Genomic DNA, 24,958 nt, shown 5'->3' on the forward strand with positions numbered 1-24,958 from the left:
GATGAATCTTGAAATAAAGCTAAGAGAGGATATAGAAAAATGAGCATAGTAAACGAATTAGTAAACCGTATAGATGAGACATATGACGTATCACAAATTGAAAAAGAAATTAAATTAGACAATATTGCGTTAAGTGATTTAGAACTATTGGCGACAGGTGGATATAGCCCCCTTACTGGTTTTTTAGGGAAGGAAGATTATGATTCTGTTGTAGAAACGCTTCGTTTAGCAAATGGTAGTGTGTGGAGTATACCGATTACATTACCGGTAACAGAAAAAGTCGCAGAAAGCCTGAAGGCTGGAGAGGAAGTAAAGCTTGTCAACAATGGAAATATATACGGTGTCATTCAAATAGAAGATATTTTTGTACCAGATAAAGAAAAAGAAGCGTTACTTGTATATAAAACAACGGATGAGGCTCATCCAGGAGTGAAAAAATTATATGAACGACCAAACGTTTACGTTGGAGGAACTATTATTCTAACAAAACGCTTTGAAAATAATCAATTTCCTTCTTATCATTTAGACCCAATTGAAACGAGGGAAGCATTTAAAAAACGTGGGTGGAAAACAGTGGTCGGATTTCAAACGAGAAACCCGGTACATCGTGCCCATGAGTATATTCAAAAATCTGCTCTTGAAATTGTAGATGGTCTCTTTTTAAATCCGCTCGTTGGAGAAACGAAATCGGATGATATTCCTGCTGATGTAAGAATGGAAAGCTATGAAGTACTTCTTCAAAACTATTATCCGAAAAATCGTGTCTTTTTAAGTGTATTTCCTGCTGCCATGCGTTACGCAGGACCAAGGGAAGCGATATTTCATGCGTTAGTAAGAAAGAATTTTGGATGTACCCACTTTATAGTAGGGCGTGATCATGCTGGAGTAGGAGATTATTACGGAACGTATGAAGCGCAAGAAATCTTCACAAATTTTACGATAGAAGAGTTAGGAATTACACCACTATTCTTTGAGCATAGTTTTTACTGCACGAAATGTGAAGCGATGGCTTCAACGAAAACATGTCCGCACGGAAAAGAAGATCATGTTATTTTATCGGGTACAAAAGTAAGGGAATTATTAAGAAACGGTGAGATTCCGCCAAGTACATTTAGTCGTAAAGAAGTAGTGGAAGTGCTAATTAAAGGCTTGAAAACAGAAGTAGTAACAGAATAGGGAGAGAACGAGATGGATACGAATATTACTTGGCATACAGCTTCGGTTTCAAAAGATGAGAGAAGAGTGAAGAATGGACATCATAGTTTTGTAATTTGGTTTACTGGTTTATCAGCTTCGGGTAAATCTACAGTAGCGAATGCGGTCGCTCGTAAACTGTTTGAAAAGAATATTGGAAATTATGTGCTGGATGGGGATAACATTCGCCACGGTTTAAATAAAGACTTAGGATTTTCTGAAAGTGATCGCATGGAAAATATAAGACGTATTGGCGAAGTGGCAAAGTTATTTGTAGACCAAGGAGCAGTTGTCCTTACAGCATTTATTTCACCATTTCGAGTAGACCGCAAACAAGTAAGAGATTTATTAGCGGCAGATGAATTTATTGAAATTTTTGTGAAGTGTCCGATTGAAGAGTGTGAGAAACGTGATCCGAAAGGACTTTATAAAAAGGCAAGAAAAGGTGATATTAAGGATTTCACAGGTATTGATTCGCCTTATGAAGAGCCAGAGCAAGCGGAATTAATTGTAGAAACGCACAAATATTCTATTGAAGAATGTGCAGAACAAATCGTGAAGTACTTACAAGAGCGTAGTTTTATATAGGGGGATAAACAATGAGTTATGAAAAAGTATGGGCTAACAATGAAAAATTAAATCAGACCGAGAAAAATAAATTAGAAAAAGATGGCTTAGAAATTTTTAATGATATTCCTTACTATGCGGAAAATGGTTTCGAATCTATTCCGAAAGAAGAGTGGGATGCCTTTAAATGGGCAGGCTTGTATTTACAAAGACCGAAAGAAGCTGGTTATTTTATGATGCGGGTAAATATTCCGTCAGGGATTATTACAAATGCACAGGCAGAAGTACTTGCTTCTATCGCTGAAGATTATGGACGTAATGTAATAGATATTACGACGAGACAGGCGATTCAGTTTCACTGGTTAGAAATTCAGCAAATTCCAGATATTTTTAAAAGATTAGCAAGAGTGGGGTTATCTTCAGCGGGGGCTTGTGGTGATATAACGCGGAATATTACAGGTAATCCGCTTGCTGGCATTGATGCAAATGAACTATTCGATACAACGCATATTGTAAAAGAAGTATATGATTACTTCCAACATAATGAAGAGTTTTCTAACTTGCCACGTAAATTTAAAATGTCTATTAGTTCTAATATTTATAATTCAGCAAACGCAGAAATTAACTGTGTTGCATTTACGCCTGCAACGAAAGAAATAGATGGTGAGAAAAAAGTTGGTTTTCATATAAAAGTAGGTGGAGGATTATCAGCTCGACCGTATTTAGCTGATGAATTAGATGTATTCGTTTTACCAGAAGAAGTGAAGGCGGTGGCGATTGCGATTGCTACTATATTCCGTGATTTTGGATATCGTGAAAAACGTCATTTAGCTCGGTTGAAATTTCTTGTTGCGGACTGGGGAGCAGAGAAATTTAAAGAGAAACTAATAGAGTATACAGGGCCTTTACAAAGTAAAGGGGAAAGTGCACTCAAAGGATGGAATGCAGGCTATTTTTATGGTGTTCAAGACCAAAAACAAAAGGGATTAAAATATGTAGGTTTTAATGTACCGGTAGGTCGTTTACATGCAGAAGAAATGTTTGAGATTGCAAGAATCGCAAAGCAATATGGAAATGGACAAATTCGTACATGTAACTCGCAAAACTTCATTATTCCGAACGTTCCTCCGGAAAATGTAAAAGGATTACTTAGTGAACCGCTGTTTGAAGCGATATCTGCTAGCCCGAAATCATTTATTGGTCATGCGGTTTCATGTACCGGTATTGAATATTGTAATCTTGCACTAGTAGAAACGAAAGAAAGATTACGAAAAATTGCAGAATACTTAGATACACAAATTGCACTCGATGTTCCAGTTCGAATTCATATGGTAGGCTGCCCAAATTCATGTGGTCAACGTCAAATTGCTGACATTGGGCTACAAGGGGTGAAAATGAAAACGAAGGAAAAAGGTATTGTTGAAGCGTTTGAAATATACGTAGGTGGAACATTGTTAGATGGCGGTGCCTACAATCAAAAGTTAAAAGGAAAAATAGATGGCGAGGATCTACCTGATGTACTCGCATCATTTATAAGTTATTTCAAAGAGAATAAATTACCAGCCGAAACATTTTATGATTTTGTAGGTCGTGTTGGTGTAGATACATTACAAATAGCGTTAAATAACGTGCTAGAAGAAGTAATAGCGTCTTAGGAGGGACGATATGGATTTATATCGATTTGAAGCTGTGTTAGTAAATAGTATTGTTCCGATTGTTGTTGTTGCTCAAAGTGAAGAACAGGCATTTAAGCTTGCGGAGATTGAGCTTGAAAAGCATTTTTTACCGTTGCCAGAGGTAAAAGAGATTTCTTTGTTTGAAAAAAAGAAGATTCGAAAAGGTGGGGCATTTGTTATCCATGAGTAGAGATCAGTAATACGAAAAAATAAAAACTTCCATTCTTATATACGAATGGAAGTTTCATTTTAATAGTAGAAATGAGGAGAGATGATGGGGAAGGTTTATATTGTTGGAGCGGGTCCTGGCGATCCAGATTTAATTACTGTTAAAGGGTTGAAATGTATTGAGAAGGCAGATGTTATTTTATACGACCGACTTGTGAATAAAGAGCTGCTTTCATACGCAAAGCCTGACGCGGATTTAATTTATTGTGGAAAACTCCCGAATTATCACACGATGAAGCAAGAGACAATTAACACGTTTCTTATTAAGTATGCGAAAAAAGGAAAAGTTGTAACGAGGCTCAAGGGCGGCGATCCATTTGTGTTTGGTAGAGGGGGAGAAGAAGCTGAAGCATTAGCAAAGCAAGGTGTACCATTTGAAATCATTCCTGGTATTTCAGCTGGAATAGCTGCTCCTGCTTATGCGGGCATTCCAGTGACGCACCGTGATGCAAGTGCAAGTTTTGCTATTGTGACTGGGCATAGGAAAGAAGGTGCTGAAGAAGAAGTGAAATGGGAAAGTTTAGCGAAAGGTGTAGAGACTTTAGCGGTATATATGGGGGTTAGTAATTTGCCCTACATATGTGAGCAACTTATGAAGCATGGAAAAGATAAAAGTACGCCAACTGCTATTATTGAGCAGGGGACGACGTCTATGCAACGCACAGTTGTTGGAACGTTAGGGACAATTGTAGATGTTGCGAAAAAAGAGCAAATTCAAAATCCGAGTATGATTGTAATTGGAGAGGTTGTCCGTTTTAGAGAAAAAATTCATTGGTTTGAGAAGCAGACAGAAAATGCTTATCAAGTAAGTGGAGTGTTGTAAAATGAAAGCCGTCTTATATATATGTCATGGAAGTCGTTTGAAGACAGCGAAAGAAGAGGCGATTCAATTTATTACATCGTGCATGAGCCGTATAGAAGCGACTATTCAAGAAGTTTGTTTTTTAGAGTTAGCGAATCCTTCTATTGAAGATGGTTTTCGTACATGTGTGAAGCGTGGGGCCACTGAGATTATTGCTATCCCTGTTTTTTTATTAGCGGCAGGTCATGTAAAAAAAGATATCCCTTTTGAATTGGAAAAGTTAACCAATCAATTTTCGGATGTTAAAGTTACCTATGGTAATCCGTTTGGTGTATCAGAAACACTTGTTAAATCGGTGTATAGCGGAAGTGGCATCGAACAGGAAGATAAAAATGAAGTGACGTTACTTCTTGTTGCAAGAGGGAGCAGTGATCCTGAAGTATTAAGAGATATAAACTGGATTGCTTCTTTATTTCAAACAAAAGAGAAGGTTAAAAAAGTAGAAGTTTGTTATTTAGCGGCTGCAGAGCCAAAATTTGAGGAGAAGTTAAAGGAAGTTGTAGAACGAAAAGAAAAGAACATCGTTGTACTGCCTTACTTGTTATTTACAGGTTTACTTATGAAACATATTGAGAAAGAAGTGCGCCAATATGAAGTGGAAGAGATAAAAATTAGTCCATATTTAGGGAAGAATGAAGCGTTTCAAGATATGTTAATTCAGAAAACGACGGAGTTATTGAAAGGAGATCAGTATGTATCCACTTACAGTGCGAGTTAATGAGAAACGCGTTGTTGTTATTGGCGGGGGAAAAGTTGCAGGATTTAAAATTATTCCTTTACTCAAACAGGGTGCGGATATAGTTGTGATAAGTCCAGAATTAGATGCGAATTTAGTAAAACTTGTGGAAGAAAAGAAAATTCGTTGGTATCAAAGAGAATATGAAAAAAGTGATATTAAAAGTGCTTTTTTAGTTGTTGCAGCGAGTAGTGATTCAATATTAAATGAACAAGTTGCTGAAGATGCCGCTGAGAATCAATTAGTAAATGTTATTACAAATCCGGAAAGTGGTAATGTTCATTTTCCGGCAGCGATTCATCGTGGTTTACTTAATATAGCAGTTTCTACTGGGGGAGCGAGCCCGAAGCTCGCAAAAAAAATTCGAGATGATATTGCAAATAGATATGATGAGACATATGAATCGTATTTAGATTTTTTATATGAAGTAAGGTTGAAGTTAAAAGATTTACAGTTAGAAAAGAGGGAACGAAATATATTGCTCCAAGAAGTGTTGAAATCAGTATATGTGCAAAATGAGGGGAAAAGAGAAAGTTTTTTACGTGAGTTAGAGGAAAAGTTTTTAAAATAATAAAAGATAAAGTGCGCTTTACAAATATAAAAATATAATTTATAATCACAAGTAACTTCAATAGATGAAATCGATGAGCAAGAAGAGTACGTATATTTGATGCGTTCAGAGAGCTGGGGTTAGGTGGGAGCCCGGTACGATAAAATATACAGAATGGGCTTGCGAGAGGTATGTTGAACATTGTAGTAGGCAACCCGGGTTCCGCCGTTAAAAGGATAGAGTATCGGAATTATTCCTGTACTTGAACAAGTGGGATTTATCAATCCAATTGAGGTGGTACCACGGTATTTATATTACATATATCGTCCTCTACATGCATATTTGCGTGTAGGGGACTTTTTTATTTTCTAAAGGAGGTGTGCGAGTATGAAATGAAAGTGTATAATTAACAAAAGTTTAAATATTCAGAAAAGGAGAAGTTATGATGAAAGAAACACAGCAATGGACGTCGAAAATAGGCTTTGTACTCGCAGCAGCCGGAGCCGCAGTAGGTCTTGGTGCGATATGGAAATTTCCATATGTTGCAGGTAATGGCGGGGGAGGCGCATTCTTCCTTGTATTTTTACTATTAACTTTATTTATAGGTATGCCTCTTCTAATAGCGGAGTTTGTTATTGGACGTAGCACGCAAAAAGAGGCGGTTACAGCTTATAAAGTACTAGTGCCAAATAGCAAATTATATCCTTGGATTGGTCGTATGGGAGTTGTTACTTGTTTTAGTGTACTATCTTTTTATAGTGTTGTAGGTGGATGGATTTTACTTTATTTATATTATAGTGTGACAGGAAGTTTCTGGAATGGTGCAGCTGATTATGGACAATTGTTCGGTGAAACGATTTCAAATCCATTAAGTGCGATTGGAGCACAATTTATCTTTATGCTTTGTACGATTTTTGTTGTAAGTAAAGGTGTAGAGAAAGGTATAGAAAAGGCAAGTAAGTACATGATGCCGCTATTATTTATTTTATTTATTGCGATTATTGTTCGTGCGTTAACACTCGATGGTGCTTTTGCTGGAGTAGAGTTCTTCTTAAAACCAGATTTTTCAAAGCTTACAGCAGATACAATTTTATATGCGATGGGACAATCTTTCTTCTCGCTAACTGTAGGTGCCTCGGTAATGGTAACGTATAGTTCGTATTTAAAGAAAGAGGAACATTTAGCGAAATCGGCAACATCTATTGTAAGTTTAACTGTTTTTGTTACAGTACTTGCAGGATTAGCAATTTTCCCAGCGATTTTCGCATTAGGAGTTAAACCGACTGAAGGACCGGGATTACTGTTTATCGTCCTTCCAGCAGTATTTGCAAAAATACCATTTGGTCAATTTTTCTTTATTATGTTTTTAATTTTATTCTTCTTTGCGACTTTAACATCAGCAATTTCAATGCTTGAAATTGTAGTAGCATCTGTTGCGAAAGGTAATGAGAAGAAGCGTCCGTCAGCATCATTATTAATTGGTATTCTTATTTTTGCAGTCGGTATTCCATCAGCGTTATCATTTGGGATTATGAGTGACGTGAAAATATTTGGGAAAACATTCTTTGATTTAGTCGACTTTTCGGTAAGTAACGTATTGCTGCCGTTAGGAGTACTAGCTATTTCATTATTTGTACCAAATAAAATGAGTAAAGAGTTGTTGATGAAAGAATTAGAAGTGACGGAAACGAAAGGGAAAACGTTATTTAACATTTGGTTCTTCTTACTTCGTTATGTTATTCCGGTAACTGTAATAATTGTATTTTTAAATGCGATAGGTGTATTTAAAATGTTTGCATAAAAAAAGGCGGGGATCTCCCGTCTTTTTTTATGTTGATGAATGTAATAGACGATTATACGCTTTATAGGCTGTGGTGACTGCGAGGAATGAACCGATTAAAAATAAAACTGAGCCGCCAAATGTAAATATCCGGCCAATATACGTTTCTCTAGCTTCTTCTATTTTTTGTTGTAATTGCGTATTCATATGGATCACCTCGTAAACTATAGGCATTTAGTTATAGTCTATGTAGAATGCCTATAGTGTGTGAAGTGTAAATGAAAAACCTCGGTAGGCACCGAGGTTTTTTATAATCCGATATAAGGAGATGGGTCAACTGCGTTTGTCTTGCCGACATTCCATTCTCCAAGATGAAGTTCGAAGTGTAAATGTTGTCCGTATGATTGGCCCGTATTCCCCATAAATCCAAGCTGATCGCCTTGTTTTACAGTTTGTCCATTCGATACAGAACGACTATTCATATGAGCATATACTGTCGTATATGTTTTTCCGTTTATACGGTGAGATAAATACACTACGTTTCCGTAACTAGATGATAATTCTGAGCGAATAACAACGCCATCTGCAGCAGCGATAATTGGAACCGTTCCCGAAGCAGCGATGTCAATTCCTTTATGGTTATCTAAAGAACGTACACCAAATCCGGAAGTTTTTGATCCAGCTGCTGGTTTGATAAAACCACCGATATTTGTATCATGTGGTGTTGGGGCCGCTTGAGCAGATTTAGTAGCTTGTTGTTTGCGAGCCTCTTCTGCCTGGCGGGCTTCTTCCGCTTTACGAGCTTCTTCCGCCCGTTTTTCTTCTTCAATTGCTTTTTGAACAGCTTGACGTTGATTTTCTAAAATGCCCTTGGATTCTTCTAATCCTTCAATCTCTGAATCTACTTTTGCTACTTTCGTATGTAGATCGTTAATAAGAGTTTGTTGCTGCTGTTGGTTATTTTGTAATTCTTGTTGTTTTTGTTCTAGTTTTTGTTCAGAGTCTTTCAGTTGTTGTTCTTTTTTCTCAACAGCCTCTTTTTCTGTCGTTACAGCATTTTGATCAGATGTTTGTTTTTTTACAATATCTGTATCGTTGTTTAATATTAAACTTACGGAGTACATATTATCAACAAGATCAGCAATGTTTGTAGAGTTTGTTAATACTTCTGTAATGATATTTGTACGCGGTTTTTCTTGCATAGATTGTAATCGTTGTTTAATAACTTCCTGACGTGTATCTATGTTTGTTTGTAATTGTTCTATATGTTTCTTTTTGTCAGTAATTACTTGTTGTGTTTTGCTAATTTCTTTTTTTGTATCGTTTAATTCAGTCTCATTTTTATTAATGGAAGTAGTTAATTCATCGATTTTCTTCTGTAATTCTTGAATTTCTTTTTCTATTTGTTCTTTCTCGACTGATTTATTTTGTAAGTCACTTTGTTTGCCTTCTAATTCAGATTGAATGTTAGATAATTTATCTTGATTCGTTTCAGCGTATACGGGTGAAAGTAACGGGGAAGCAAAAATCGTTCCTGCTGCTAAAACACTAAACGCTGCAAATTTCTTTTTCATTGTTGTCTGACTCCTTTCCCTATGAATGTTATATATCATAAGAAGAAGGGTGTCTATCGTTGTAATCATAATGTAAAGGAAATTTTATAAAATTGCTAAGTTTTGTCGGAATTTATCATTTTTCAACTGTAATTGTCATAGTGCTTACATTTTATTCATATGTGTAAAAAAGGTATATTTTGGAATTTTCCTGTAAAATGAAGGAGGAAAGTACTCGTTTTTATGAGGTGAAATATTACTTGGAAAGCTAATAAAACACTAGTGAGGAATCGTTCTCATGTGAGGTTTTCTGACATGGGTCTACTTTTTGTCAAGAAAATTATTTGCGTTCGGGCAAAGTTATTTTGTTGTCAGATTTAAATTTTTGATTTATGATTTTTAACAGGGACAAAATGTAGTGAATTGTCGAATAATATGTAATACTCTTAATTTCTTAGTTTTATAGAGATAGAATGAGAGATAGAGTGACACATCGAAGAGGGGGTTACAACAAATATGAAAAGAATAGGACTAGCATGGCAAATATTAATAGGACTTGCGCTTGGTATTGCGGTTGGGGCGATTTTCTTTGGCAATCCAGCAGTGGTGAGTTATTTACAACCAATTGGTGATATTTTCATCCGATTAATTAAAATGATCGTTGTGCCAATTGTTGTAGCAAGTATTGTTGTTGGGGTTGCTGGTGTTGGCGATGTTAAAAAATTAGGTCGACTAGGCGGAAAAACAATTATTTACTTTGAAATCATTACAACAATTGCAATTATTGTCGGTCTATTAATAGCGAATATTTTCCAACCAGGAAAAGGCGTAAATATGGAGCAGTTAACAAAGACAGATATTTCGAAATATACACATACGACAGAGCAAGTACAAAGTCATTCATTTGCAGATACATTTGTAAATATTGTTCCAACGAACATTATGAAGTCGTTAGCTGACGGAGATATGCTAGCTATTATCTTCTTCTCTGTACTATTTGGTTTAGGTGTAGCAGCAATTGGTGAAAGAGGAAGACCAGTTCTTCAATTTTTCCAAGGTGTGGCTGACGCAATGTTTTACGTAACAAACCAAGTTATGAAATTTGCACCATTTGGTGTATTTGCACTAATTGGTGTTACAGTTTCTACATTTGGTCTTGCTTCATTAATTCCATTAGGGAAATTACTAATTGTCGTATATGGAGCAATGATTTTCTTCGTCGTAGTTGTCTTAGGACTTACAGCGAAAATATTTGGAATTAACATTTTCCAATTCTTTAAGATTTTAAAAGACGAGCTGATCTTAGCGTATTCTACAGCAAGCTCAGAAACAGTTTTACCAAAAATCATGGAGAAAATGGAGAAATTCGGTTGTCCGAAAGCAATTACATCTTTCGTTATTCCGACAGGTTACTCATTTAACTTAGATGGATCAACTTTATATCAAGCAATTGCGGCTATTTTCTTAGCGCAAATGTACGGTATTGATTTATCTATTACACAACAAATTACATTGTTGCTTGTATTAATGGTTACATCAAAAGGGATCGCAGGTGTACCGGGCGTATCATTCGTTGTATTATTAGCGACACTTGGTACAGTAGGTATTCCACCTGAAGGCTTAGCGTTCATTGCTGGTATTGACCGTATTTTAGATATGGCTCGTACAGCAGTTAACGTTGTAGGAAACTCTTTAGCAGCTGTAGTTATGTCTAAGTGGGAAGGTCAATATGACGCTGAAAAAGGACAAGCTTATTTAAAAGAGATTTCTGAAAAGGGTCAAGCGGCTTAATTATAATATGAACAAGCTCTCACATAATATGTGGGAGCTTTTCTGTATATAGAAGAGGAGCAGACATAATGAAACGAAAATATGGTGACGGTTCTTCGTGGAAGAGACTAATAGAAAAGAGTTATACGGTTAAGCAAGTGGAAGAGGGAATGCTCGGAATACTGGATATAAAAAAGGTGAGAGAGCCTAGTTGTAAAGAATATGATGGTGAAGAACTTTGTATTGCAGCAGATCAGTATACGTGGATTCAATATTTCATAGACGGGAAAAACTTTGCGATTACCGCTATGTTAGATGATCAGAAAAAATTAGTGCAATATTATATCGATGTGGCGAAAGAATATAAAATAGACGATCGTGGTTTACCGTATTTTGATGATTTATATTTAGATGTAGTATTATTATCTAGCGGTAAGGTGTATGTATTAGATGAAGAGGAGCTAGAGGATGCTTATAAAAGTGGTGATGTCACGAAGGAAGAGTATGAGCTAGCTTGGCACACTACGAAATGGATATTAGCAACAATAAAAAATAGTGAATTTTATTGGATTTCAATATTGGAAGAAGAAATCGAAAAGTTAAAATGATTGTTGTATTCAAATTTTTGTATAATTACCAAAAAAATCTATACAAAAAATAATTGACTTTTGTTTTGTAAGCGAGTAAAGTTAGGGAAGAAATTATTATTAAAAAATAAATATGAAACCTTCTTATAAAGAGAGGCGGAGGGACTGGCCCTACGATGCCTCGGCAGCGGACTCGATTTCAGAGTGCTGTGCCAAATCCAGCAAGCGTGTGCTTGAAAGATGAGAAGAGTGTTTCTTATAGATGTATAAGACCTCTTCTCATCGGAAGAGGTCTTTTGTTATTTATTAGAAAAAGGTTGAAACTAGGGAGAGATGGTACTTTGAAAGAAACGAGAGGAAATGGTTTAGCTTTATTACCACTTGGGATATTTTTGGCGCTATTTATTGGTTCTGGAATTATTACAGGTGATTTCTATAAATTGCCGATACTTGTAGCGATTTCAATTGCTGTAGGGGTCGCTTTAGTGATGAATCGTAAAGAAAGTTTTAATGTGAAAGTAGAGCGGTTCGCTAAAGGTGCAGGAAATCCGGATATTATGATTATGGTATTAATTTTTGTGCTTGCAGGTGCGTTTTCTGAAACTGCTAAAGGAATGGGCGGAGTAGACTCAACTGTTAATTTAGCGTTAACTATTTTACCGCCAGGATTTATCGTAGCTGGAATCTTTGTTATTGGTGCATTTATTTCATTAGCGATGGGAACTTCAATGGGAACAATTGCAGCATTAGCGCCGATTGCTGTAGGTATTAGTGGTCAAACTGATATCTCAATTGCGCTTGCAATGGCTACTGTTGTTGGCGGAGCGATGTTTGGTGATAATTTATCATTTATTTCAGATACAACAATCGCAGCTGTTCGTTCACAAGGAACAGAAATGAAAGATAAGTTTAAAACGAACTTTTTAATTGTGTTACCAGCGGCTATTATTACAATTGTACTATTAGTAATAGTTACTTCAGGAAGTGACACGCAGATTAAAGCACATAGCTTTGATTGGATAAAGATTTTACCGTACGCAGGAGTACTTATTACAGCGCTACTTGGCTGGAATGTACTTATTGTATTAACTGGTGGAACTGTACTATCTGGTGTTATCGGCCTTATAGATGGAAGTTACACGTTAGAAAGTTTCTTTAAAAGTGTAACGACTGGAATGGGCGGTATGATGGAGTTAGTATTACTTGCTATATTAATTGGCGGTATGGTTGAATTAATCCAATATAATGGTGGTATTCAATATTTAATGAATGTATTAACACGTAATATTCGTTCGAAAAAAGGAGCGGAATTTGGTATTGCTGGTTTAGTGAGTATGACGAATATGTGTACAGCGAATAATACGATTTCAATTATCTTTACAGGCCCGCTTGCAAAAAATATTGCAGATCAATATGAAATAGACCCTCGTAAATCAGCGAGTGTATTAGATCTTTTCTCATGTTGTGTGCAAGGATTAATTCCGTACGGTGCCCAAATGTTAACGGCAGCAGGATTTGCAGCGTTATCTCCGGTTGAATTGTTGCCATATGCATTTTATCCAATCTTAGTTGGAGTATGTGGTATTGTTTCTATTTTAATTGGGTTTCCAAGGTTTTCGAAAGTAGCTGAGAAAAAAGAGTATCATAAAACAGCTTAATTTAATATGAATGTTAGTAATTAAAAAACGTGCAGAGAATAGACTCTGCACGTTTTTTTGCGTAAAGGGCTGAATATGACTCGGTCTTAAGTCTGAGTTAAAAACGGTTCTTAAGCTCGTTATGGAAAGATGAAAAAATAGTTAAGATAAGAGTATCAAATCGAAGGGAGGCAAGCACAAGATGAAACAATTTCTAGCGTTTATCGCAGCCGGTATTTTGGCTTTAATTGCTCTTGGTAGTCTTGCTGGTATTGTAGGATTCGCAATCGGAGCAGGAGTTGTATATTGGAGCTATAAATCATTTGTGCGAGCTAAATCATTTTTTGGAAAGTTAGCTTGGGGTATTGTGGGTTTAATCGGTTTATCCATTGCACTTTCTCATTCGCCAGCATTAATCGGTATCGCTGCTTTAGTGGTTTTATACTACGGATACCGTGAGTGGAAAAAAGAAAAAGATGTAGTTGTTGAATCTGCTCCAGAAAGTTCTAAACCATATAGTAACTTTGAAGATGAGTGGAACAAATTAATGAAAAATTAAAACAATAAATCAAATTATAAATAAAGTAGAAGAGAGGAAGATTTATAATGAAACAATCTTTATTCGGACGTGTACGCGATGCAATTTTAGCTGATTTTCATAACGTGTTAGATGAGAAGGAAAGAAAAAATCCAATTGCGATGTTAAACCAATATTTACGTGATAGTGAGCGTGAAATAACAAAAATTGAGAAGTTAATTGAGCGTCATAAAACATTAAAATCTAATTTTGCTCGTGAGCTTGAGCAAGCACGTTATTTCGTTAATAAAAGATCAAAGCAAGCTATCATTGCTCAAGAAGCAGACGAATTACAATTGCACGAACGTGCGTTAGAAGAGGTAGCTTATTATGAAGGGCAAGTAACTCGATTAGAAGAAATGTATGCAGGTGTTGTAGAGCAAATTGATGAGTTAGAGCGTCGTCTTTCTGAAATGAAAAATAAATTAAAAGAAATGCACGCAAAGCGCATGGAACTAATGGCACGTGAAAATATGGCACATGCAAATCGTCGTATGAATACTGCGATGCATAAAATGGATGAAAATAATCCGTTCTTACGATTTGAAGAGATTGAAGATCATATTCGTGACTTAGAAACTCGTATGAATGAAGAGCATGAGCGTGACACGTTTGATATGAAAATTGCAAAACTTGAGCGTGAAATGAAAGAAAAGAATGATGTATCGTTAACGAAAGAGTTAACAAAATAATAGTAGTATATTATAAAACAGGCTTATGATATAGTGATAGGAGAAAAGGTGTTGGAAAGCAATGCCTTTTCTTCTATGTATATGTGACAAGAAGGGGGGAGCTGAAATGAAGAAACATTTTTCAAAGACACAATTAATGGGGATGCTCCTCATCATATTTGGATTCGGTCTTTTTCTTGATATGATACTTGGACATTTTGAACCAGGTGGTCTCATTTTTGCATTTATTATGCTTATGTTTGGAAGGCATTATCGTAAAAAGAATCGTTATGTACGGGGAAATGTATTTTTATTTGTTGGTGGTATCGTATTTTTATTTTTCTTATTTTCATCAGCAGCATTTGTTCTTGTCGTATTTGCTTGTTTAGCTTTAATTGGTTATCAATTGATTCAACAAGGGCATCAGCAAAAAGCAATGAAGGTTGAAATTAAAGAAAAAGGGATTATAGACGAAGAGAAGCAAATATATCGTACAGAAACATATTTGAAAAATATGTTTGTAGGCAATGTACGAATGATGGATCATATTTATGAACTTGAGGATATTAATGTTCAATATGGTGCTTGTGATGTGGAAATAGATTTAACAACTGCTATGATTCCAGAAGGGGAAACGGTAATTGTTATTCGGGGTGTCGTTGGTAATATTCGTTTATATGTGCCATATGATATTGAACTTTCTTTAAATCATTCTGTTATTGTCGGACGTGTGCTCTTGCCAGGTCATGAAGAGACAGGGTTTAACCGCAATGTTACATTTAGAACAGAGCAGTATAAAGAGGCTCCTCGTCGTATTAAAATTATTTCTTCGCTTGTCGTAGGCGACACGGAAGTGAGGAAAGTATAATGAAGAAACAAAAAAATATTTCGTGGATGTATATTCGTTATTCTATGTTGTCCTCTGTTAGTATCGCACTCATTTGTACAATTGTATATGTATGGAAAAGCGAGCAACAAGTGTATGATTTATTATGGAAGGAATCCATCGCTTCTGTTCCAATTGGCTTGTTTATTATGACTACAAGTTTACTTATCGGGGGAATTGTAGGATATGCAATCGGTTATTATATAGAGCAGCGTATACAAGGATTAAATACTTTTCTATTTGAAGTAGAGCGAGGGAATTTTCCGAGCGATGTTTCGTTTACTGCAGATGATGAATTTCATGAAGTGGAACGAAAAGTAATCGTTCTGGCTCGTCGATTAGAGGAGCAAGCTGGACTCTTTCAAAAAGTAACGAATGAACGAGCTCATTGGAATGAAGAGATGAGACAAGAAGCGATTTCTCAAGAAAGGCATCGTTTAGCAAGGGAGTTGCATGATTCAGTAAGTCAGCAGCTTTTCGCAATGTCGATGATGATGTCAGCGATTAATGAACAAATAACTGAATTTCCAGAGGTGACAAAAAAACAATTGCAACTTGTTGAAAATATGGTTGTAAATGCTCAATCAGAAATGAGAGCATTGCTCCTTCATTTACGTCCTGTACAATTGGAAGGTAAGAAACTGACAGAAGGTATAGAGGAATTATTAACGGAATTATCGCGAAAACAACATATGAAAATTGAATGGCTTATTGAGCCAATAGAATTAAAAAAAGGTGTAGAAGATCATTTATTCCGTATTGTGCAAGAAGCGCTATCAAACACGTTGCGACACGCGAAGGCAAAGAAAACAGAAGTGCGCCTTCGAAAAATTGATCAATATGCGATTTTAAAAATCATTGATGACGGCGTTGGGTTTGAAGTAGGGGTTAATAAGGCTGGTTCATATGGCCTAAGATCGATGCAAGAGCGTGTTCATGAAATTGGTGGGACACTTAAGGTACTTAGTTTCCCGGCCAAAGGTACACAAATAGAAGTAAAAGTACCGATTATGATTGAGAGAGGGGGAGAAGCATGATAAAAGTATTGCTTGTCGATGATCATGAAATGGTTCGTATGGGTGTATCGGCATATTTATCTACACAGCCAGATATTGAAGTAGTAGGGGAAGCTGAGAATGGAAGAAAAGGATCAGAATTAGCATTGCAATTAAGGCCGGATATTATTTTAATGGACCTTGTTATGGATGAGATGGATGGTGTCGAAGCAACACGTGCTATTATTCAAGAATGGCCAGAAGCAAAAATTGTAGTTGTAACAAGCTTTTTAGATGACGAAAAATTGTATCCTGTTATTGAGGCTGGGGCGACCAGTTACTTATTAAAAACATCAAGAGCAAGTGATATTGCTGATGCTGTACGAGCTACTTATGATGGAGAAACAGTATTAGAGCCGAAAGTTACCGGGAAAATGATGTCCCGTATGCGTCAAAAGAAAGAGCAACCTTTGCATGATGATTTAACGGAAAGAGAGTTTGAGATTTTGTTATTAATTGCAGAGGGAAAAAGTAATCAAGAGATTGCGGACGAGTTATTTATTGCACTGAAAACGGTAAAGACACATGTGAGTAATATATTAAATAAATTGAATGTAAGTGACCGTACTCAGGCGGTTATTTATGCATTTAGGCATCAATTAACGAAGTGATAAAGTGAAACTTTAATCAGTGGGGAGGTTGTTCCTCTCCCACTGATTATCAGCCCTCACCAATCGGGCTTTTACGGGCAGTTAATGCGAAGCTTTAATTGGAGGGGAATTCCTCGCTGATTATTGGCTCGATACAATATAGATTTGGCATTAAAACAATTGAATGTTTTTATTGACGATAAATAATGTAAGCGTTATCATTGAGGTGTTAACAGTACATATAAAGGGGAGAATGTATATGTTAGTTCAAACTATATTCGGAATGGATAAGTCTAAAAAATTAGGGGATTATGTGAACGCATTACAAGCGCTTTGTGAACAATATAATGTTGAAACAGATAAAATTGCGATTATTGAGGCAACAGAGGAATACTATTTATTTTTAGTAAAGCAAGAAGAGCGCTATGATGTTGTCAAGGTAGAAACAGTTGATACAAATATTGAATATTATACGAAGGCTTATAAAATAAGCAGTTTTAATCATGCTGCGTATCAAATGTAAAAAAACTCCCTTTTGGGAGTTTTTTTAGGAGGCTTTTACTTCGTGAGATTCGGTTACTAATGGAACTTTTTTCGTACCGCTTAACCTAGCCGTTGCAAGACCAATAAGACCTCCTACTAATGCTGGTATTAGCCAGCCGATTCCTTCATTATATAAAGGGATAAATTCAAAATATGGTGTGATAAATGAAACTGAAATACCACCTTGTTTTAATCCATCAAATACGCTCACTACAGCTGCTCCAATTAAAGCACCTACATAAACAGAGCGATATCCACCGAAGTATTTATGAAGTAATGATAGTAGTACGAGTACAATCGCAATTGGATACACAACAAGTAGAATTGGAACAGAGATTGCGATAATTTTCGTTAAACCTAAGTTGGCAACTAGTAATCCTAATGCGCAAATGATACTCGCGAACGTTTTGTATGAAAATGTAGTCAATAATGTTGAAAAATATTGGCTGCACGCAGATACGAGTCCAACGCATGTCGTTAAACAAGCGAGTGTAACGATAAGAGATAATAGGAGCAAACCGTATGGACCGAATAATTGTTGTACGATAACAGTAAGTAGCTGTCCGCCATTTTTTGCATATCCGAGCGAGACGCTAGTTGCCCCAAGCCAGCCGAGTGCACCGTATACAAGTACGAGCCCTGTAGCGGCAATAAGCCCTGCTTTTGCTGTGGCGATGGCAATGGACTTACGATCATTCACACCTTTAGAGCGAATTGCATTTACAACGATAATTCCGAATGCAAGTGCTGAAATAGTGTCCATTGTTAAGTAGCCTTCCATAAAGCCTTTGAAGATTGGAGAAGTTTGATACTCTTGCATCGCTGGTCCTGATTGCCCAAGTGGTGTAAATACACTTTTAACAAATAATAAGAAAATAGAGAGTAATAAAATAGGTGTTAATACATTCCCAATACGATCAACAAGTTTAGATGGATTCAAACTCAGCCAAAATACGATAGTAAAGAAGATGATTGTATATACAAATAGCACTAGGCTGCTAGAGCGGATTGTTTCTGGCAAGAAAGAACTAACCCCCATTTCATAAGCGACATTTGCAACACGTGGGATGCCCATGGATGGACCGATGGCAATGTATACAACTACTGTAAAGAAAATTCCGAATAATGGATGGGCATGACTTGCAAGTTGCTGCATTCCATTTCCTGATAGAGAAATTGCGATAACAGTAAGTAGTGGTAAGCCAACTCCTGTTAGTAAAAATCCAATCATTGCTGGCCAAAAGTTTTCACCTGCGTTTTGCCCAAGCATGGGAGGGAAAATTAAATTACCTGCCCCAAAAAATAAAGAAAATAGCATAAGACCCGTGAAAAAAATATGTTTTTTTGATACAGTGTTCATTGTTTTTCCTCCTTTTTCATTCATTTGTAAGAACACAAAAAACTCGTCCCTAAAGAAAGGGACGAGTTATATTTACCCGCGATACCACCCTAATTTACACATGTAGAAATAAATCTATATGTATACGGCTTTGCAACGTACAACATGATACGTGTTCCTTGTAACGGGGGACGGCCGGTAAGAACTTACTGTAACATTCGGTTCTACTTCTCGGAGATGATTTTCGGTTACGCACTGAACGTTGGCTTTCAGCAAATCGCCAACTCTCTGGGGAACAGTTCTATAACGTACTCGTTCTCGTCAATGAATTTTTATTCAAGTATTCTGACAGTATTGTTGCATGTTTTTTTTAGAAAGTCAATATGTTTTTTGGAAGATATATTTATATATGGAAATATCGAAAGTGATATTCGTTGTTGCAAAAGGAATAATGAATTGTAAAATAGGAGTAAAAATTTGCGGAGAATTGTAAAATTTATAGAGAAAGTTGATATTTATAGGAGTAAAGAAGGGATTGTTTGAATTTACAGAGAATAATACAACAATCCACTTGCTGGAAAGAACAAACCAAAAGAGGTGACTGAAATGCTTGCGATGGGAGTATTATTTGGCATTATTGCTATAATTGGTTTTATGTGGTTATATTATTCGCGTTCGTTTAAACAAGCAGAAGTTTTACTCTTTCAAAAAGGTAGTTTATTGACAAATCAGTCTAGATATTTAGTATGTCCGAAGTGTGGAAGTGCACAGGCCAGAAGTGGAGGATATCAAGAGTGTTGCAAAATTAGATTATGAAAGAAAGGAAGCCTCACATTATTTTGTGAGGCTTCCTTCCTTACAACTTCATGGCGCTCCAAATTGTCCATCGATCTCTTTCAATAATAGGAGAGACGTTTTGTAATGCGGTCTGTATATGTTGTAGAAGTTGAGAAAGTTCATCATCTGTTAACTCATATAGAATGGATCGACCTGTTCGAGGAGATAAATCTTGCAATAATGCTTCTACAGAATCATGTATTTTTCGTATTTCCCATTGTGTTTGTGCGGGAAGTACATGAAGAGAATGTTTTTGTAATTCTGTCTGTATAGTGTTGGTTTTTGGACGTCTTTTTGACTCTATTTCAATAAGTTTTGGAAATAGAGAGAAAAAATATCCGCGAATGTGTTCGGGACTTCCTGGAATTGTACAATCTTCAATTGTTCGATCTTGTAAAATAAGTACACCGTTTTTATTTAATATACGAGAAGCTTCACGTAAAAATGTAGGAATGTCTTGTAAATGATGAATAACTGCACGCGAAATAACTATGTCGAATGTTTCATTAGGGTATGGGATATTATGTGCATCACCGTGGATGAATGAAATGTTTGAAAAGTTGTTACAATTTTCTTTTGCAGCTTGTAATATTTCTTTTGAAAAATCAAGTCCCACAACATTTTTGGCTCCCATAAGAGCGAGTTCTTTCGTATAAATCCCACCACCACAGCCGATATCAATTATTTGCTTGTTTTGTATTTCTGTAATGTTTTTTACCATTTCAGCCCAAGAAATATGAGCGTTTCTTGTTGCATATGTGTACTTATTATTTTCATCATGAAAATTAATGGACATGATAAAGACCTCCTTTCAATGATTAGTATAGCGTATTTAATAGGATGTCACGTTTTTGTTTTATGTATGAAGATTATAAGGATTTCTTATCGTAAGAGGAGGATTAATTTGAAAGGGAAATATGTATTGGTGTTGTTGTTTGTTATGTTACTAGCAGCTTGTGGTCAAGTTGAGCCGAAAAAAGAAACAAAAAAAGTAGAAGAGACGGTGAATGAAGTGAAAGAAACAATAGGGGTAACCGTTATACAAAAAAAACATAAAGAGAAAAAGTTGCAGGAATCAGAAGCGAAGTTAGTAATAGACATTTTGAATAAAGCTGAGAAACAAGAAATAACAGGAAGCTTCGGTGAACCTGAATATGAAATACAAATTAGTAGAGATGGGAAAAAAGAAACTTATTATGCATGGTTAAGAGGAGAAGATAGACGAGGATGGGTGCAATATAAGAAAGCTATGTATATGTTGCATGAAAAAGATACGGAAAAGCTTTTGGATATATTTCCAAATGTCTCAGAACAAAAAGAAGATGAGATGCAGGTAAGCCCTTTAACAGAAGTAACAAAAAAAGATTTACAGATTACCGCATTTCATATTAAAACAGGCGATCAAAACGTGAATTATACGGTACGGTATACGATTTCACAATCACTATACAATAAGTTAGTGAAGGAGCAAGAATATTATTTGCAACTCAATTTTCCAGAAAAAGTTCAAAAATTAATTGGAGCAAAAGAGAGTGAAATAATTTTAGGTGAAAAAGTAAAGGAAGGGTATAAGCAATATGAATTGCATGCTACTGTTCTGATAAAAAGCGCTTCACAATCACAATTAAAATCATTAGAAACATATTACGAAAATTATGATTTGAAAATATTAAACAGTGAAAAAGAAAAAATAGGTGTGTTTCAAAATATAATTCAGATTGTTAAAGATTATGGTGAAAAAATGAATTTTCAAAGATAAAGTGAGCCTTTAATTAGCCCTTACGGATTGGAATGAATGTAAACTCGTCAAATCTATATGGCCTTTCCTAGGAAATGATAATAGAGAGGGGAAAGCACCCCTCTCTATTACTTTGCTTTTGCAGATGGCTCATTCATTGATTTTCGTGTAATAAGAAAAGAAATCATAAGAGCGGAAAGGATGACAAGGGCAATAAATACGTGATTGGGCAACAAATCTAATAATAATACGTAACTAACGGTATAAAAAATAAGAGTTGAAGCTAAAAACGATAGAGCACCTATTATAAGAGATTGTAAATTCATTTGTGTACACCTCCTTTTATTTATATTTTTGGCTGAAAATGGATTATATAAACATTATTTCTAACAATAGAAAAAAATATGTCATAATAGAGAAAAGAACAAGCTTTGATGAATGAATATGATTCATTAATGAGAGATAAAGGAGAGGAATATGAAAAATAATAAAAAAGGATTATGGGGAATTATTGTTGCGGTAGGTCTATTTTTACTGTCTAAGTTAAAGTGGGTATTTGCAATTTTTAAATTAGCAAAGTTTTCAACGGTATTTAGTATGTTTCTATCGCTTGGCGCATACGCAGTTCTATATGGTTGGAAATTTGGAGTAGCGCTCATTTATTTGTTGTTTGTTCATGAAATGGGCCATTTATGGGCTGCGAAAAGAAAGGGGATCCCGACATCGCCAGCAATCTTTATTCCATTTATGGGGGCCCTTATTGGAATGAAAGAGATGCCGAAAAATGCGAAAGATGAAGCTTACATTGCCTATATGGGGCCGCTTTTCGGACTTCTGTCATTTTTACCGGCGATACCGCTTTATATAATGACGAAAGAGCCATTTTGGGCGCTTGTTATTTTGCTTGGAAGTATGATTAATTTCTTTAATTTAATTCCCGTTTCGCCGCTAGATGGTGGGAGAATTATTTCAGTTGTCAGTACTAAAATTTGGGGAGCAGGCCTTATTTTATTACTTGGCTATTCAATTTACTTTAAAAGTATTTTGGGAGGATTTATTGTTATTATCGGTTGTATGGAGTTATATAGAGTAATAAAGAGAGATGAGCCGATTAAGGAATTAGGGCATAAAATTGATGGGATGAAGGAATATATTACTAGGCTTGAAGAGGAATTAAAAGAAACGGGTGCTGTACATCGGACTATATACGTGATGCATCATGAGATGAATGCATTAAGACAAAGAGAACGGGAAAAAGAGTTACAAATAGGTGAACTTCAAAAAATGGAAGTGTTAGAGTATCTTTTACCGAAGTTCGAACCGTTAGATTATGTTCCATATGAAGATGAAAAAGATGAGTATACAATTCACATAAGGGAAGCATTTGAAGCGTCAGAAAGAAAATTAAATGAATGGAAAACAGAAAAGGAACAACAAGAAAACTATTATAAAGTGGATGCGAAAACGAAATGGACAGTATTTGCTTGTTATATCGGATTAATGATTATACTCGGTTACACAGCTTATGAAGGATATATTGTTTTACAAGAACATTTGCCAACGAGAAATGTATAGAAAAATATTGTCGAAATGATAGGAAGAATTAATACAGGAATTATATTTCTACGAGAGAATGTTACAAGTATAGTCATACGTTGTAATATTTTTAGTAGAGAAGGAGTTCTGTGTATGAAGAAATTGTTAAATGTATTAGGTATTATTATCGTGATGATCATTGCGAGTTATAGTCTTATGAAAGTGCTGTTACATTATGCGAATAAGCCTGCTGAGGTAAATACAATAGCTCAAATAGAAGATGTGCAAGAAGAGACAAAAGTGCTAGATTTTATTCGAATGACACATGAAAGCTATAATAATTTCTTAAATTATGGTAAAGCAGAGAATTATACAGACGGGGATTGGAATCAATTTAAGCAATGGTTTCAACAACAAGAACAATCTTTAAAAAATATACATACGGAAATAAAGAATGAAAAAATAAAACGCGATGTAAATAGAAGCTATGAAATTGTAAAAAAAGGTGTGGAACTTCAAAATATTGAGTATGTAGTGTATGCCCACCGTGTATATCATGACTTGGATATTATCGTAAATAAATATAGAGGTGAAACGAATATCTGGGGGTATACGGAGTTTGGCGATGGGAAAGATATAAAAGTAATCGAACAAGCTATACAAACAAAATAATAAGCTAGCTAGAATTCTAGTTAGCTTATTTTCTTTTGTAAATGCAATGTTCATATATTATTCACAAAAACACCGTGTTAATAGTGATTAAAATCACAATCTGCATTATAAGATTCAGTTAAACTAAAAACAGTTAAGGAAATAGAGGAGTGGGATACAATGTTAAGTGCAAAAACAATTGAAATCGTAAAGTCAACAGTACCATTATTACAAGAAAAAGGTGTTGAAATTACAACGAGATTCTATCAAATTTTATTTTCGGAACATCCGGAATTGTTGAATATTTTCAACCATACGAATCAGAAAAAGGGAAGACAACAACAAGCGTTAGCGAATGCTGTTTATGCAGCTGCAACGTACATTGATAATTTAGAAGCAATTATTCCAGTTGTAAAACAAATTGGTCATAAGCATAGAAGTTTAGGGATTAAAGCTGAGCATTATCCGATTGTAGGTACATGTTTACTACGTGCCATTAAAGAGGTCGCAGGTGCACCTGATGAAGTTTTAAATGCATGGGGAGAAGCATATGGTGTAATTGCTGATGCATTCATTAGCATTGAAGCAGAGATGTATGAAGAAGCTGCACATAAAGAAGGTGGATGGAAAGACTTCCGCAACTTTGTGATTGTAAAAAAAGTGAAGGAAAGCGATGTTATTACGTCATTTTATTTGAAACCTGAAGATGGAGGGAAAGTTTCTTCATTCATCCCAGGTCAATATGTAACGATTCAAATCAATATTGAAGGTGAGACATATACACATAATCGTCAATACAGTTTATCCGATGCTCCTGGGAAAGAATATTATCGTATTAGTGTAAAAAAAGAAAAAGGTGTAGATACACCAGACGGTAAAGTGTCTAATTACTTACATGGACATGTAAAAGAAGGAGATGTTTTACCAGTAAGTGCACCAGCGGGAGATTTCGTGTTAAATATGGATTCAACATTACCAGTTGTACTAATTAGTGGTGGAGTAGGGATTACACCGATGATGAGTATGTTAAATACGTTAATTGAACAAGATTCAAAACGTAATGTATATTTTGTTCATGCAGCAATAAATAGTAATACACATGCAATGAAAGAACACGTTAAGGCAGTAGAAAATGAATATGAACAAGTTAAAGCATATACTTGTTATTCTGCACCGACTGAAAAAGATTTAGAAATGAAGAACTTTGATAAAGAAGGTTTCATTGAAAGTGAATGGTTAAAAACTATTATTCCGACAACTGAAGCAGAGTTCTATTTCTGTGGTCCAGTAGCATTTATGAAGCATATAAATGCTGCACTAACTGATTTAAGTGTGAAACAAGAGCATATTCATTATGAATTTTTCGGCCCAGCAACAAGCTTACAATAAGCAAAA

Annotated in this window: 27 protein-coding genes, 1 riboswitch and 2 other annotated features; of the genes, 22 read left to right on the plus strand and 5 right to left on the minus strand. The window is 35.6% G+C overall.

Annotated features, from left to right (window positions below):
* Positions 1-39: 39 nt before the first annotated feature.
* From sat to ACTL4X_RS07300, 8 genes are all read left to right on the plus strand, one after another.
* Positions 40-1,176 carry a sulfate adenylyltransferase gene (sat, locus tag ACTL4X_RS07265; protein ID WP_000029492.1) on the plus strand — a complete coding sequence of 379 codons (1,137 nt, stop codon included), beginning with the start codon at positions 40-42 and terminating at the stop codon, positions 1,174-1,176.
* A 12-nt stretch (positions 1,177-1,188) separates the two neighbouring features.
* Positions 1,189-1,782 (plus strand): adenylyl-sulfate kinase, encoded by a 594-nt coding sequence (cysC, locus tag ACTL4X_RS07270; RefSeq protein WP_000380499.1) that lies wholly within the window; start codon positions 1,189-1,191, stop codon positions 1,780-1,782.
* Between the two features lie 11 nt (positions 1,783-1,793).
* Positions 1,794-3,416 (plus strand): nitrite/sulfite reductase, encoded by a 1,623-nt coding sequence (locus tag ACTL4X_RS07275; RefSeq protein WP_000119621.1) that lies wholly within the window; start codon positions 1,794-1,796, stop codon positions 3,414-3,416.
* A gap of 10 nt (positions 3,417-3,426) precedes the next feature.
* Complete coding sequence (locus ACTL4X_RS07280) at positions 3,427-3,627, plus strand: DUF3906 family protein (protein WP_000366914.1); 201 nt, start codon at positions 3,427-3,429, stop codon at positions 3,625-3,627.
* An 84-nt stretch (positions 3,628-3,711) separates the two neighbouring features.
* Complete coding sequence (gene cobA / locus ACTL4X_RS07285) at positions 3,712-4,488, plus strand: uroporphyrinogen-III C-methyltransferase (protein ID WP_441395011.1); 777 nt, start codon at positions 3,712-3,714, stop codon at positions 4,486-4,488.
* Between the two features lies 1 nt (position 4,489).
* On the plus strand, positions 4,490-5,245 hold the full coding sequence (locus ACTL4X_RS07290) for a sirohydrochlorin chelatase (RefSeq protein WP_000648887.1): 756 nt from the start codon (positions 4,490-4,492) through the stop codon (positions 5,243-5,245).
* On the plus strand, positions 5,220-5,834 hold the full coding sequence (locus ACTL4X_RS07295) for an NAD(P)-binding protein (RefSeq protein WP_000283357.1): 615 nt from the start codon (positions 5,220-5,222) through the stop codon (positions 5,832-5,834). The genes ACTL4X_RS07290 and ACTL4X_RS07295 overlap by 26 nt, the downstream gene beginning before the upstream one ends.
* Before the next feature lie 64 nt (positions 5,835-5,898).
* Positions 5,899-6,147, plus strand: a binding site (T-box leader).
* Between the two features lie 111 nt (positions 6,148-6,258).
* Positions 6,259-7,614, plus strand: coding sequence for a sodium-dependent transporter (locus ACTL4X_RS07300; RefSeq protein WP_000665430.1), 1,356 nt, complete (start codon positions 6,259-6,261; stop codon positions 7,612-7,614).
* Between the two features lie 27 nt (positions 7,615-7,641).
* Here the strand turns inward: ACTL4X_RS07300 and ACTL4X_RS07305 are convergent, their stop codons facing one another.
* Entirely contained in the window at positions 7,642-7,800 is a 159-nt protein-coding gene (locus ACTL4X_RS07305) for a hypothetical protein (protein ID WP_001096001.1), read from the minus strand.
* Between the two features lie 101 nt (positions 7,801-7,901).
* Positions 7,902-9,167, minus strand: a complete 1,266-nt coding sequence (locus ACTL4X_RS07310; protein ID WP_000726086.1) for a murein hydrolase activator EnvC family protein — start codon at positions 9,165-9,167, stop codon at positions 7,902-7,904.
* Between the two features lie 495 nt (positions 9,168-9,662).
* Here ACTL4X_RS07310 and gltP point away from each other — a divergent pair, with 495 nt between their 5' ends.
* From gltP to ACTL4X_RS07355, 9 genes are all read left to right on the plus strand, one after another.
* Positions 9,663-10,937 carry a glutamate/aspartate:proton symporter GltP gene (gltP, locus tag ACTL4X_RS07315; protein WP_000821134.1) on the plus strand — a complete coding sequence of 425 codons (1,275 nt, stop codon included), beginning with the start codon at positions 9,663-9,665 and terminating at the stop codon, positions 10,935-10,937.
* A gap of 68 nt (positions 10,938-11,005) precedes the next feature.
* A complete protein-coding gene (locus tag ACTL4X_RS07320) occupies positions 11,006-11,524 on the plus strand; it encodes a DUF402 domain-containing protein (RefSeq protein WP_000824664.1) in 519 nt (172 codons plus the stop codon).
* Between the two features lie 120 nt (positions 11,525-11,644).
* Positions 11,645-11,750: riboswitch (SAM riboswitch) on the plus strand.
* Positions 11,751-11,844: 94 nt separating this feature from the next.
* A complete protein-coding gene (locus ACTL4X_RS07325) occupies positions 11,845-13,161 on the plus strand; it encodes a Na+/H+ antiporter NhaC family protein (protein WP_000665496.1) in 1,317 nt (438 codons plus the stop codon).
* Between the two features lie 181 nt (positions 13,162-13,342).
* Positions 13,343-13,699: a lmo0954 family membrane protein gene (locus tag ACTL4X_RS07330; protein WP_000808640.1), complete on the plus strand. Its 357-nt coding sequence runs from the start codon at positions 13,343-13,345 to the stop codon at positions 13,697-13,699.
* 47 nt (positions 13,700-13,746) lie between these two features.
* Entirely contained in the window at positions 13,747-14,409 is a 663-nt protein-coding gene (locus ACTL4X_RS07335; protein WP_000814124.1) for a PspA/IM30 family protein, read from the plus strand.
* Positions 14,410-14,515: 106 nt separating this feature from the next.
* Positions 14,516-15,256: a cell wall-active antibiotics response protein LiaF gene (gene liaF / locus ACTL4X_RS07340; protein WP_000716095.1), complete on the plus strand. Its 741-nt coding sequence runs from the start codon at positions 14,516-14,518 to the stop codon at positions 15,254-15,256.
* The gene (locus ACTL4X_RS07345; RefSeq protein ID WP_000744328.1) at positions 15,256-16,311 is read left to right on the plus strand and encodes a sensor histidine kinase; all 1,056 of its coding nucleotides are present in this window, start codon (positions 15,256-15,258) and stop codon (positions 16,309-16,311) included. Before liaF ends, ACTL4X_RS07345 begins: the two co-directional genes overlap by 1 nt.
* On the plus strand, positions 16,308-16,940 hold the full coding sequence (locus ACTL4X_RS07350) for a response regulator (RefSeq protein ID WP_000598707.1): 633 nt from the start codon (positions 16,308-16,310) through the stop codon (positions 16,938-16,940). The genes ACTL4X_RS07345 and ACTL4X_RS07350 overlap by 4 nt, the downstream gene beginning before the upstream one ends.
* A 163-nt stretch (positions 16,941-17,103) precedes the next feature.
* Complete coding sequence (locus tag ACTL4X_RS07355) at positions 17,104-17,442, plus strand: DUF3922 domain-containing protein (protein WP_119683145.1); 339 nt, start codon at positions 17,104-17,106, stop codon at positions 17,440-17,442.
* Between the two features lie 24 nt (positions 17,443-17,466).
* On the opposite strand, the gene brnQ3 is transcribed toward ACTL4X_RS07355, so the two are convergent.
* Positions 17,467-18,822: a branched-chain amino acid transport system II carrier protein BrnQ3 gene (gene brnQ3, locus ACTL4X_RS07360; RefSeq protein WP_001099135.1), complete on the minus strand. Its 1,356-nt coding sequence runs from the start codon at positions 18,820-18,822 to the stop codon at positions 17,467-17,469.
* 54 nt (positions 18,823-18,876) lie between these two features.
* Positions 18,877-19,135, minus strand: a binding site (T-box leader).
* Between the two features lie 272 nt (positions 19,136-19,407).
* On the opposite strand from brnQ3, the gene ACTL4X_RS07365 reads away from it, so the two are divergent.
* The gene (locus ACTL4X_RS07365) at positions 19,408-19,617 is read left to right on the plus strand and encodes a hypothetical protein (RefSeq protein WP_000880630.1); all 210 of its coding nucleotides are present in this window, start codon (positions 19,408-19,410) and stop codon (positions 19,615-19,617) included.
* A gap of 40 nt (positions 19,618-19,657) precedes the next feature.
* Here the strand turns inward: ACTL4X_RS07365 and ACTL4X_RS07370 are convergent, their stop codons facing one another.
* On the minus strand, positions 19,658-20,434 hold the full coding sequence (locus ACTL4X_RS07370; RefSeq protein WP_000026281.1) for a class I SAM-dependent methyltransferase: 777 nt from the start codon (positions 20,432-20,434) through the stop codon (positions 19,658-19,660).
* A 108-nt stretch (positions 20,435-20,542) separates the two neighbouring features.
* Here ACTL4X_RS07370 and ACTL4X_RS07375 point away from each other — a divergent pair, with 108 nt between their 5' ends.
* Positions 20,543-21,397, plus strand: a complete 855-nt coding sequence (locus ACTL4X_RS07375; protein WP_000677060.1) for a hypothetical protein — start codon at positions 20,543-20,545, stop codon at positions 21,395-21,397.
* A 107-nt stretch (positions 21,398-21,504) separates the two neighbouring features.
* Here ACTL4X_RS07375 and ACTL4X_RS07380 read toward each other — a convergent pair whose 3' ends face one another.
* Positions 21,505-21,702, minus strand: a complete 198-nt coding sequence (locus tag ACTL4X_RS07380; protein ID WP_001053356.1) for a hypothetical protein — start codon at positions 21,700-21,702, stop codon at positions 21,505-21,507.
* Positions 21,703-21,853: 151 nt separating this feature from the next.
* Between ACTL4X_RS07380 and ACTL4X_RS07385 the strand changes: the two genes are divergently transcribed.
* From ACTL4X_RS07385 to hmpA, 3 genes are all read left to right on the plus strand, one after another.
* A complete protein-coding gene (locus ACTL4X_RS07385) occupies positions 21,854-22,951 on the plus strand; it encodes a site-2 protease family protein (RefSeq protein WP_000794501.1) in 1,098 nt (365 codons plus the stop codon).
* Positions 22,952-23,065: 114 nt separating this feature from the next.
* The gene (locus tag ACTL4X_RS07390) at positions 23,066-23,584 is read left to right on the plus strand and encodes a hypothetical protein (RefSeq protein ID WP_000735227.1); all 519 of its coding nucleotides are present in this window, start codon (positions 23,066-23,068) and stop codon (positions 23,582-23,584) included.
* A gap of 159 nt (positions 23,585-23,743) precedes the next feature.
* The gene (gene hmpA, locus ACTL4X_RS07395; RefSeq protein WP_000947336.1) at positions 23,744-24,952 is read left to right on the plus strand and encodes an NO-inducible flavohemoprotein; all 1,209 of its coding nucleotides are present in this window, start codon (positions 23,744-23,746) and stop codon (positions 24,950-24,952) included.
* Positions 24,953-24,958: the final 6 nt, after the last annotated feature.

This window comes from Bacillus sp. RE35, assembly GCF_052146655.1.
GTDB lineage: Bacteria > Bacillota > Bacilli > Bacillales > Bacillaceae_G > Bacillus_A > Bacillus_A cereus.

What these genes read in the sequence shown, in the direction of transcription:
- ACTL4X_RS07380 (WP_001053356.1), bottom strand. Translation starts at nt 21,702, where the DNA reads ATGAATTTACAATCTCTTATAATAGGTGCTCTATCGTTTTTAGCTTCA.
- ACTL4X_RS07335 (WP_000814124.1), top strand. Translation starts at nt 13,747, where the DNA reads ATGAAACAATCTTTATTCGGACGTGTACGCGATGCAATTTTAGCTGAT.
- gltP (WP_000821134.1), top strand. Translation starts at nt 9,663, where the DNA reads ATGAAAAGAATAGGACTAGCATGGCAAATATTAATAGGACTTGCGCTT.
- ACTL4X_RS07280 (WP_000366914.1), top strand. Translation starts at nt 3,427, where the DNA reads ATGGATTTATATCGATTTGAAGCTGTGTTAGTAAATAGTATTGTTCCG.
- ACTL4X_RS07320 (WP_000824664.1), top strand. Translation starts at nt 11,006, where the DNA reads ATGAAACGAAAATATGGTGACGGTTCTTCGTGGAAGAGACTAATAGAA.
- ACTL4X_RS07355 (WP_119683145.1), top strand. Translation starts at nt 17,104, where the DNA reads ATGTTTTTATTGACGATAAATAATGTAAGCGTTATCATTGAGGTGTTA.
- cobA (WP_441395011.1), top strand. Translation starts at nt 3,712, where the DNA reads ATGGGGAAGGTTTATATTGTTGGAGCGGGTCCTGGCGATCCAGATTTA.
- ACTL4X_RS07350 (WP_000598707.1), top strand. Translation starts at nt 16,308, where the DNA reads ATGATAAAAGTATTGCTTGTCGATGATCATGAAATGGTTCGTATGGGT.
- ACTL4X_RS07390 (WP_000735227.1), top strand. Translation starts at nt 23,066, where the DNA reads ATGAAGAAATTGTTAAATGTATTAGGTATTATTATCGTGATGATCATT.
- ACTL4X_RS07290 (WP_000648887.1), top strand. Translation starts at nt 4,490, where the DNA reads ATGAAAGCCGTCTTATATATATGTCATGGAAGTCGTTTGAAGACAGCG.
- liaF (WP_000716095.1), top strand. Translation starts at nt 14,516, where the DNA reads ATGAAGAAACATTTTTCAAAGACACAATTAATGGGGATGCTCCTCATC.
- ACTL4X_RS07385 (WP_000794501.1), top strand. Translation starts at nt 21,854, where the DNA reads ATGAAAAATAATAAAAAAGGATTATGGGGAATTATTGTTGCGGTAGGT.
- ACTL4X_RS07310 (WP_000726086.1), bottom strand. Translation starts at nt 9,167, where the DNA reads ATGAAAAAGAAATTTGCAGCGTTTAGTGTTTTAGCAGCAGGAACGATT.
- hmpA (WP_000947336.1), top strand. Translation starts at nt 23,744, where the DNA reads ATGTTAAGTGCAAAAACAATTGAAATCGTAAAGTCAACAGTACCATTA.
- ACTL4X_RS07345 (WP_000744328.1), top strand. Translation starts at nt 15,256, where the DNA reads ATGAAGAAACAAAAAAATATTTCGTGGATGTATATTCGTTATTCTATG.
- ACTL4X_RS07370 (WP_000026281.1), bottom strand. Translation starts at nt 20,434, where the DNA reads ATGTCCATTAATTTTCATGATGAAAATAATAAGTACACATATGCAACA.
- cysC (WP_000380499.1), top strand. Translation starts at nt 1,189, where the DNA reads ATGGATACGAATATTACTTGGCATACAGCTTCGGTTTCAAAAGATGAG.
- sat (WP_000029492.1), top strand. Translation starts at nt 40, where the DNA reads ATGAGCATAGTAAACGAATTAGTAAACCGTATAGATGAGACATATGAC.
- ACTL4X_RS07330 (WP_000808640.1), top strand. Translation starts at nt 13,343, where the DNA reads ATGAAACAATTTCTAGCGTTTATCGCAGCCGGTATTTTGGCTTTAATT.
- ACTL4X_RS07295 (WP_000283357.1), top strand. Translation starts at nt 5,220, where the DNA reads ATGTATCCACTTACAGTGCGAGTTAATGAGAAACGCGTTGTTGTTATT.
- ACTL4X_RS07365 (WP_000880630.1), top strand. Translation starts at nt 19,408, where the DNA reads ATGCTTGCGATGGGAGTATTATTTGGCATTATTGCTATAATTGGTTTT.
- ACTL4X_RS07300 (WP_000665430.1), top strand. Translation starts at nt 6,259, where the DNA reads ATGAAAGAAACACAGCAATGGACGTCGAAAATAGGCTTTGTACTCGCA.
- brnQ3 (WP_001099135.1), bottom strand. Translation starts at nt 18,822, where the DNA reads ATGAACACTGTATCAAAAAAACATATTTTTTTCACGGGTCTTATGCTA.
- ACTL4X_RS07275 (WP_000119621.1), top strand. Translation starts at nt 1,794, where the DNA reads ATGAGTTATGAAAAAGTATGGGCTAACAATGAAAAATTAAATCAGACC.
- ACTL4X_RS07305 (WP_001096001.1), bottom strand. Translation starts at nt 7,800, where the DNA reads ATGAATACGCAATTACAACAAAAAATAGAAGAAGCTAGAGAAACGTAT.